Origin of the sequence: Caulobacter sp. D5 (assembly GCF_003185805.1) — a bacterium.
Lineage (GTDB): Bacteria > Pseudomonadota > Alphaproteobacteria > Caulobacterales > Caulobacteraceae > Caulobacter.
The window spans coordinates 58,897-65,447 of the sequence record NZ_QHJY01000033.1; the positions used below are offsets into that span (position 1 = coordinate 58,897).

The window sequence follows — 6,551 nt, forward strand, 5'->3', positions numbered from 1 at the left end:
GCCCTACGCATTTATAAGGAAGAAGCGAGGCGCCTCGATCGGGGAACAACCACTTCGCCAGGTGCGTCGGATCAATAAAAAGTCTGATCATATATCGTATAATCTTCTTGACGCCGCATCGCTGACCGTCGTTTCTGCAACGAAGCGAAACGGGGGTGAGCCTTGCGGACGAAGACGCGCATGTCGCGACGAGCGACTTTGTGGATGACGGCGGGCGCCGTCCTGGCCCTGTCCGCGCCTGCGATTACGGTCGCCGCGACGACCAAGCCCGCCTCTAGCGCGACCGCCCCCTCCCCTCAGCCGCCTATCGCCGAACGCTATCGCAAGGCCGACGCCTTCCTGCGCCAGAACCTCTCCAAGCTGATCGTCGACGCCGACCTGCAGCCCGCCTTCACCGACGACGGCAAGGGCCTGCTCTATCTGAAGGGCAAGGCAGGCGAGCGATCCGTGCGCTTCGTGGATCTGGCTTCCAGGCAAGACCGCGTCCTGACCGACGACCGCGCCCTGGCCGCCAAGCTGTCAGCGGCGCTGGGCAAGCCCGTTCCTGCTGACGGCCTATGGCTGGCCCGCCTCGGCTTCGACACGGCTGGCGGCGTCCTGTCCTTCGACGCCCAGGGCAAGCGCTGGAATCTGTCAGCCAAGGGCGAGCTGTCCGAGGCGCACGAGGCCGAATGGAGCCCGGCGCTGTCGCCCGATGGCCGCTTCGAGATCGTCGCCCGTGACTTCAACCTCTTCGCCCGCGAACTGAAGACCGGCCGCGAGATCGCCCAGACCCAGGACGGTGCCCGCGAGCAGCCCTATGGTCGGGGCATCCCGCAACTGGCCGATATCCTGAAGGCCGGCCGCGAGGAGCCGGACATGCCGGTGTCGGTGCGCTGGTCGCCGGACAGCGCCAAGATCCTGACCTGGCGGCTCGACACCCGCGGCGTCGAGCGCCTGTCGATCACCCAGCAGAACCCCGGCGGCCTCTATCCGCGCAGCTTCGCCTACGTCTATCCGCTGGCGGGCGCGAAGGTGCTGCCGCAGGCCACGCGGCTGGTGATCGACGTCGACCAGGCGTTCAAGGATGGCAAGGCCAAGCAGGTCGCGCTGCAGATCCCCAGCGAGTCCCTGCTCTATCCGGCCGATCCGGACCTGGGCTGGATCGGTGATCGCGTTCGCGTGCAGTGGACCGAGCGCGGCTATGGCCAGCTCGTCATCTATTCGGCCGATCCCAAGACCGGGGCTGCGACCGTCTTGGCGCGCGAGAAGGTCAAGCCGATCGTCACCGTGACCTCGACCCAGATCCAGCCGCAACCGGACCTCGGCGGCGAGCTGGTGATCTCCGAGCGCTCGGGCTGGGCCCAGCTCTATCTGGTCAAGCCCGACGCCCCCGACGGCGGCGCGGCCCTGACGACCGGCGCCTGGGAAGTCCTGTCGATCGAGCACATCGACCCGGCCGCCAAGAGCCTGGTGCTGACCGGCGTCGGTCGCGAGGCCGACCGTAACCCTTACGACCGCGCCCTCTATCGCACCGGCCTGGACGGCGCCGCGCCGCGCCTGCTGACGCCCGAGCCGTTGGACCACGACACCCGCGTCTCGCCGGACGGCCGATGGTTCGTCGACGCCATGTCGAGCCCGACGGAGCCGACCCGCACCGTGCTGCGCGACGCCGCCGACGGAAAGATCGTGCTGGAGCTTGGCCGCGCCGACGCCAGCGCCCTGGCCGCCGCCGGCTACACCCCGCCCGAGCCGTTCCAGGGCGTGGCCGCCGACGGCAAGACGCCGCTCTACGGCATGATCTTCCGCCCGGCCGGCTATGATCCCAAACGGCGCTATCCGGTGATCGACAACGTCTACACCGGCCCGACCACCACCCAGGTTCCGGTCGAATGGAGCGAAAGCGTCCTGGCTGGTGGCAACAGCGTCGCCCAGATCGGCGCGATCGTGGTGATGATCGACGGTCGCGGCACCTCGCGCCGCGGCCAGGCCTTCCGGCTGCCCGCCTACCAGAACCTCGGCGAGGTCGGCCTCGACGACCACATCGCCATGATCAAGCAGATGGCGGCCAAGCATCCGGAGATGGACGCCACCCGCGTGGGCGTCTACGGCGGCTCGGCCGGCGGTTACGACGCGGCCCGCTTCGTGCTGCGCCGGCCCGAGTTCTTCAAGGTCGCCGTAGCCTCGTCGGGCAATCACGACCTGCGCCTGGACAAGGCCTGGTGGCCGGAAGTCTCGATGGGCCTGGCCGACGAGGCCACCTGGGAGCGCAACTCCAACATGTCGGTCGCCGGCAACCTGCAGGGCAAGCTGCTGCTGGTGCACGGCGACATCGACGACAACGTGCCGGTCACCGAGAGCCTTCGCCTGGCCCAGGCCCTGATCAAGGCCGGCCGCGACGTCGACCTGGTGATCCTGCCCAACACCACCCACGCCGTCGGCCAGCCCTTCTTCCACAAGAAGCTGCGCGACTACTTCACCCGTAATCTGCTCGACGAAGCCCCGCCGCCGCTGACCACCGCGGCGACCTCGGCTCCGGTCACGCGATGAGGCGCCCGATGAACAAAGCACGCTCCCTTTCCCTGGCCCTGCTGCTGCTCGCCGGCGCCTCCGCCGCCCTGCCCGTCCCGATGACGGCCTTCGCGCAAGAACCGCCCAAGGAAGAAAAGAAGGTCTTCCCGCCGATCGCCAAGACGGCCTACCGCACCAAGCAGTTCCAGCTCGACCTGCGGACCGACACCCAGACCCTGGCGCGCCTGTCGCCGCTGGGCGAGGCCGCCTTCGACTTCACGCCCGGCGCCCGCGAGGCCGAGCGCGCCGAGGACGGTTACGTGCACATCGGCGATATTCATCTGCGGGTGCGCGAAGCCGGCGGAACTTGGCGTGACTTCAGCTCGGCCCACGCCCGCAAGCCGATCCGCGCCCTGAAGGCCGGCGGCGCGGTGCTGGCCGCGGCCGACATCACCGCCTCGTTGGGCGAAGGCGCGCCGGTGCGCGTCGAGCGCCGCTGGGTGAATGACAACGGCGTGCTGGCCTTGCGCTTCACCCTGGTCAACACCGGCAAGGCGCCGCTGGAGATCGGGGGCCTGGGCCTGCCCATGGTGTTCGACAACATCATCACCGACCGCTCGCTGGAGGAGGCCCACGCCCAGGCCAGCTTCGTCGATCCCTATATCGGCCGCGACGCCGGCTACCTGCAGGTCACCCGCCTGAACGGCAAGGGTCCGGCCCTGCTGGTGCTGCCCGAGAAGGGCACGCCGCTGGAGGCCTATCGCCCGATCCGCGAGGCCCGCGCCACCCGCGGCGACGGCGACATCCTTACCGACAAGACCCAGCGCGGCCAGACCGCCGAGGGCTTCTACGACTGGACCGTCGCCAGCCTGGGCTTCGCCGAGAAGGAATGGAAGAACGCCGGCCAGCAGTGGAACACGCCGACCAGCGTCACCCTCCAGCCGGGCGAGAAGCGCGAAATCGGCGTGCGCTTCGTGGCCTCGCCCTCGATCCGCGCCATCGAGGACACCCTGGTCGCCAACAAGCGCCCCGTCGCTGTCGGCGTGCCCGGCTACGTGCTGCCCACCGACCAGCAGGGCTCGCTGTTCCTGAAGTCGCCCTCCAAGGTGGCCAAGGTCGAGAGCTTCCCGGCCGGCGCCCTGACCGCCACGGCGAGCGGCCAAGGCAAGGGCTGGGCGCGCTATGACGTGAAGGCCTCGGGCTGGGGCCGCGCCACCCTGTCGATCACCTATGCCGACGGCCAGGTGCAGACGGTCAGCTACTTCGTCACCAAGCCGCTGGAACAGACCATGGCGGACCTTGGCCGGTTCACCACCGAGAAGCAGTGGTTCGACGACAAGGCCGACCCGTTCGGCCGCTCGCCGGCGATCCTCAGCTACGACCGCGAGACGAACAAGATCGTCACCCAGGACTCGCGGGTCTGGGTGGCGGGCATGAGCGACGAAGGCGGCGCCGGCGCCTGGGTGGCGGCGATCATGAAGCAGCTCGACAACCCCGACGCCGGCGAGGTCTCCCGGCTGGAGCGTATGGTCGACGAGACCGTGGTCGGCAACCTGCAGGTCGCCGACGGCCCGCAGGCCGGGGCGGTCAAAAAGAGCCTGTTCTACTACCAGCCCGACGAGCTGCCCAACTACTACGACCCCAAGATCGACTGGCGCTCCTGGACCTCGTGGTCGAAGAAGGACGCCGGGGATCTGGGCCGCTCCTACAACTATCCGCACGTCGCCATCGGCCACTGGGTGCTCTACCGCCTGGCCCGCAACCACCAGGGCCTGGTCACCCGCCACGACTGGCGCTGGTACCTCGACCACGCGCGGATGACCGCCGTGGCGATGATGCGCGACGCCCCCTACTACGCCCAGTTCGGCCAGATGGAGGGCGACGTCTTCGTCGACATCCTGAAAGACCTGAAGCGCGAGGGCATGACCGCCGAGGCGGCCGAGTACGAGGCCCTGATGAAGGGCCGCGCCGACCACTGGAAGACCCTGCCCTATCCGTTCGGCAGCGAGATGGCCTGGGATTCCACCGGCCAGCCCGAGGTCTATGCCTGGATGCGCTATTTCGGCTACCAGCCGCAGGCCGACGAGACCCGCGAGGTGATCCTCGCCTACGATCCGACCATCCCCAGCTGGGGCTACAACGGCAACGCCCGCCGCTATTGGGACTTCCTGTACGGCGGCAAGTACTCGCGCATCGAGCGGCAGATCCACCACTACGGCTCGGCCCTGAACGCGGTGCCGCTGTTCGACGCCTTCCGCGCCGATCCGGCCGACCTGCACCTGCTGCGCGTGGCCTACGGCGGCATGATGGGCGGGATCACCAATATCGACCAGGACGGCTTCGGCTCGGCCGCCTTCCACTCCTATCCCGACATGATGAAGTGGGACCCGCTGACCGGCGACTACGGCATGGGCTTCTTCGGCCACGCCTATGCGGCGGCGACCTATGCGGTGAAGGACCCGACCTTCGGCTGGCTGGGCTTCGGCGGCGACGTCAGCGAGGCCGGCGGCGTGGTGCGGATCACGCCCAAGGACGGCGCTCGCGCCCGCCTGTTCGTCGCTCCCGTCGGCGCCTGGCTGACGCTGGAGGCCGGCAAGATCGAGGCGGCGACCTACGCCCCGGCCACCGGCGAGATCACCCTCACCCTGGCGGCAGGCGATGCATCGACTCCCGCCGCCCGCCTGCTGGTCGAGGCCACCACAGCCGGCGCCAAGACCTACGCGCCGGCGGAAGGAGCCTTCGAGCGGGGGGCCTACACCGTGCCGCTGGGCGACAAGGCCAAGACGATCGTCCTGCGTCCGCGATAGATCCGGCGGACGCCTCTTCTACGAACGCCGTCGCTCCCGAGCGGCGGCGTTTTCGTTTGATTGGCGTGCGTGAGCAGCCGCTTTCGGCTCGAGCCAGGTCAGTTGTTGGTCAGCTTAGAGGTTTATCTGATATACGATGAACGAAGCAGCGCCGCCGGTTGCGGCCTTGGAAGATACTCCGTTCATCATGAGCATTGTTGTTCGCACGCTCTCAGAGCAGACCTACGAAGTCGTCCGCCTCAAGATCCTGACGGGCGACATGTCGCCGGGAACCGCCGTGCGCCAGGACGCCATCGCCGCCGAGCTCGGCGTCTCGAAGATCCCATTGCGCGAGGCCCTGAGCCGACTGGAGCAGGACGGCCTGCTCAGCTCCTACCCTAACCGCGGCTATGTCGTGCGCGGCGTCTCGACCGAGGAAGCCAGCGAGGTCTTCGTCCTGCGCCTGAAGCTGGAGCCGGGCGCGGCCGCCAAGGCCGCCGTCAAGGCCGGTCCCGAGGACCACGAGCGGGCCGAAGCCGCGCTGACGGCGCTGGAGACCGCGCTCGGCAGGCCCGACGGCGACCATGTCAGCCACAACCGCGCCTTCCACATGTCGCTGGTCCGTCCCGGCGGCCACATCACCAGCCAGTTGGTCGAGCGGCTGCAGATCCTGTCGGAGCGCTATGTGCGCATCCACCTGGAGCCTTTCGGCCGCGACGAGCGGGCCAGCCGCGAGCACCGGGAAATTCTCGAGGCCTGGAAGGCCGGCGACGCCGCCAAGGTCGAGGCCCTGCTCGCCGAGCACATCCAGGGCACGCTGGACGACCTGCGTCAGCAGTTGGCGCTCAAGCAGGGCTGAACCGCGCCGCCCCTAGCGCAGCCGCGCCAGGACCCAGTCGGCCAGCGCCTCGCGTCCGGCGGCGGGATCCTCGTCCGCCCGGCAGGCGAACCAGATGGCCGACAGCAGGCGCGAGGCGACGCCGGCGGCCAGCACCACCTCTTCTGTGGACCGCCCGGTGACCCGGCCAAGGGAGTCGCGCAGAGTGCCGCCGTGGGAATAGCGGATCACCGCTCCGGCCCCGGCGAGATCCGCGCGGCGGAGGGCCGCCAGGAACAGCCGGCGACGGCGCAGGACTGGGCTGGCCGGACGCTCGGCCCGGGCGTGGAAGGTCAGCACCTCGCGCAGCCGCTCCAGGGTCAGCACCTCGTCGATGTGGGGCGCAGCCTCCGCGGCCTCGACGGCCTCGGCCTCCATGGCGGCCACCTGGCCGCGGA

4 protein-coding genes are annotated in these 6,551 nt (G+C 69.2%); 3 read left to right on the forward strand and 1 reads right to left on the reverse strand.

What is annotated here, in order from left to right; genetic code table 11:
* Positions 1–204: 204 nt before the first annotated feature.
* The 3 genes from DMC18_RS02870 to DMC18_RS02880 all read left to right on the forward strand — a co-directional run bounded on the left by DMC18_RS02870 (position 205) and on the right by DMC18_RS02880 (position 6,135).
* Positions 205–2,529, forward strand: a complete 2,325-nt coding sequence (locus DMC18_RS02870; protein WP_233248049.1) for a DPP IV N-terminal domain-containing protein — start codon at positions 205–207, stop codon at positions 2,527–2,529.
* An 8-nt stretch (positions 2,530–2,537) separates the two neighbouring features.
* Positions 2,538–5,297 carry a DUF5695 domain-containing protein gene (locus DMC18_RS02875; protein WP_110132683.1) on the forward strand — a complete coding sequence of 920 codons (2,760 nt, stop codon included), beginning with the start codon at positions 2,538–2,540 and terminating at the stop codon, positions 5,295–5,297.
* Positions 5,298–5,484: 187 nt separating this feature from the next.
* Positions 5,485–6,135, forward strand: coding sequence for a GntR family transcriptional regulator (locus DMC18_RS02880; RefSeq protein WP_110122227.1), 651 nt, complete (start codon positions 5,485–5,487; stop codon positions 6,133–6,135).
* A 12-nt stretch (positions 6,136–6,147) separates the two neighbouring features.
* Here the strand turns inward: DMC18_RS02880 and DMC18_RS25840 are convergent.
* Positions 6,148–6,551 (reverse strand): hypothetical protein (locus DMC18_RS25840; protein ID WP_158285845.1); only part of this gene is annotated, 404 nt, incomplete at its 5' end.